The sequence below is a fragment of the Alitiscatomonas aceti genome, assembly GCF_025567195.1.
Taxonomy (GTDB): Bacteria; Bacillota; Clostridia; order Lachnospirales; family Lachnospiraceae; genus Alitiscatomonas; species Alitiscatomonas aceti.
In genome coordinates, this window is the sequence record NZ_JAOQJF010000018.1 from 53942 (window position 1) to 56593 (window position 2652).

Genomic DNA, 2652 nt, shown 5'->3' on the forward strand with positions numbered 1-2652 from the left:
GACCTTGACCGGGCGAAACATGGGGATCTCGATTTCTTTTTCCTCTGTAACGATCTTTCCATCTTGATCCAGAATCGGAGCCTTGGTGTCCGGGTCCAGCTTCTGCTCCTCGATTTTCTTCTTGTATGGTGTGGGGGCAATGATGGTAATGCCATGCTCGCCCTTTTTTACATGACGCTCAAACTGGTCTTTCCACTTATTGTATCCGGCCACCAAAGTGGCGTCCGGCTTCTGCATATAGATGAGCATGGTGTTGTTTACCGAATAGCGGTGGAATCGGGACATGACGGACAGATAGCGCATATACTTTTCGCTCTCGAACAGTTCCTTGATACCCTGCTCGATGCCATCTGTGATTTCCCTTAGCCGCTCTCGGTTGGTGGGTTTATTCTCAGCCATGATTTTCAATCTCCTTTCCAAGTGTGTGATTTCTGCTGTGTGTTCTGCAATCCATGCCTTTTGTTCTTCTTCACTTTCATAAAGAAAAAGGTCCAGCAGGTACTCTACATAGGTTTTCTTCTGGATTGCTTCCACAAAGCGGGGGTGCGGTTCTTCCTCCGGTGTCCGGGGAGAATTGTCGATCTCCCATTTTTTCAGCAGATAGTAGTAATCGGACAGTACGCGATAACACCGCTGCCGGTCCTCACGAAACTGCTGTGCCTCGGTTTTCTGCCGGACATACTTCCTGCGGGGAGGGGCCTGACTGTCATAGATCAGGCCAAAGTCCTGCGCCAGTTTCTCCGCCGCTTCTTTTGGGGAGAGGTCAAAGAGCTTTGCGGTAAAGTCGATCACATCCCCATCTGCACCGCAGCCAAAGCAGTGGAACCGCTGGTCTACCTTCATGCTGGGGTTCTTATCATCGTGAAAAGGACAGCAGGCCATACCATTTCGTTTGACCTCGATCCCATAAAACGCTGCCGCTTCTCTGGTGCTGACCGACTGCTTGACTGCTTCAAATACATTCTCTGCCATGTGCCTTTAACTGCTGGACTTTCTCACAGGGGGCTGGTATCCGGCAGCTTTCGCACGCTCACTGGCAGCTTTGCGGCGTTCTGCGCTGTATGGCTCCCTGACTGATACACACCGCTTGGGGACGGTAAAGTTATGGGCGTCCTTTCGGGTGATCTGGTCGGGGTGCTTTTTTGCCAGCAGTTCCAGCTTCTCCATCAGACGGGGATCGTGGGTGTAGACCTCAGCCATTGGTTCTGCCTGGTTATAGAGGAGAATGGTTTCCCGTTCCACTAAAGAGAGCTTCATCGGCTGCCTCCTTTCCGCTGGTCAAATTCCAGCTTGAAGTTGGCGTACTGTCCATCGTCCTCCAAAACCACAGTGGCATCGTAGGTCTTGCCGGTTTTCTCCGAATATAGGCCCATTACACGGACACGGCCATCGTTCAGCAGTGCAGACACCACAGCCTTGGTCGGCTGTTTTTTCTTGGCGGCCCACCATTTGTTGTTTTTCCAGATTGCAAATTTGCAAGAATCATTCTGACAGAAGAAGCCTTTTTGCAGTTCTGCAACTTCACCGCCGCAGCGAGGGCATTTGCCCACCACCTCACGGGGCGGAGTGAACAGGTACTCGGTTCCCTTGATGACCTGATAAGTCCCCACCAGGTCTCCCAGCATGGTGCTGATCCCATCCAGAAACTCCTCCGGGGCAAGCTGCCCGCGCTCGATCTCGCCCAGGCGGTACTCCCACTCGGCAGTCAGAAGCGGCGATTGCAGCTGTTCCGGCAGGACGGTGATCAGCGAAACCGCATCGTGGGAAGGAAGAAGCTGAACGGTTTTCTTATTCTTTTTGCGTTCCAGAAAACCGGCAGATACCAGCTTTTCCAAAATACCGGCACGGGTGGCCGGTGTCCCCAGACCTTTTCGCTCGGCATCCTCTGGCATATCCTCTTTTCCGGCAGTCTCCATCGCGGACAATAGGGTGTCCTCCGTAAAGTGTTGGGGCGGACTGCTTTTGCCTTCTTTGACGATTGCCTCAGAAACCGAAAGGGTCTGTCCCTCGGTCAGCTCCGGCAGGGCTTTCTCTGTATCCTCTTTTTTCGGCTCTGCATCCTTCATTTTGGCACGATAGGCGTTCTCCAGTGCTTTCCATCCGGGGTGCTTTACCGTTTTCCCTTTGGCGGTAAACTCCCCGCCGGCACAATCGGCAGTTACAACCGTTTCCGAATAGATGTGTGGCTGGGCTACGGCGCACAGCAGACGCAGGGCCACCAGCTCCAGCACCGCTTTTTCTCCCGCAGGAAGGGCAGAAAGTTCTGCATCCTTGAGATTTCTGGTAGGGATTACTGCGTGGTGGTCGGTTACTTTCTTATCATTGATGACCTGGGCCGCATCGCAGAAAATGGCGATCCCTTTGCGAAACGGCATGGCGTTGGCAACCAGATTGACTAGCACCGGCAGGCTGTCTGCCATATCACTGGTCAGATAGCGGCTGTCGGTACGGGGATAGGTGCAGAGCTTCTTTTCATACAGGCTTTGCAGATAGTCCAGGGTCTGCTGGGCTGTAAATCCAAGCAGGCGGTTGGCATCTCTTTGCAGAGTAGTCAGGTCATAGAGGGCAGGTGGCTTTTCGGACTTTTCCTTGCGCTCCACCTTTTTGATTGTGACAGCTGCACCCTGACAGGCTTCTTTCAGCTGCTCGGCA

The 2652-nt window shown here is 53.2% G+C and carries 3 protein-coding genes; all 3 read right to left on the reverse strand.

Annotated elements, in window-relative coordinates; all coding sequences use genetic code 11:
- Nucleotides 1-972: CHC2 zinc finger domain-containing protein (locus OCV69_RS10015; protein ID WP_262563084.1), on the reverse strand; the 972-nt coding region annotated here is incomplete at its 3' end.
- Nucleotides 973-978: 6 nt separating this feature from the next.
- Nucleotides 979-1257, reverse strand: coding sequence for a hypothetical protein (locus OCV69_RS10020; protein WP_002570998.1), 279 nt, complete (start codon nucleotides 1255-1257; stop codon nucleotides 979-981).
- Nucleotides 1254-2652 (reverse strand): type IA DNA topoisomerase (locus OCV69_RS10025; RefSeq protein WP_262563085.1); only part of this gene is annotated, 1399 nt, incomplete at its 5' end. The genes OCV69_RS10020 and OCV69_RS10025, both read right to left, overlap by 4 nt.

Coding starts and splice junctions, on each gene's coding strand:
- OCV69_RS10020 (WP_002570998.1), bottom strand. CDS start 1,257: ATGAAGCTCTCTTTAGTGGAACGGGAAACCATTCTCCTCTATAACCAG.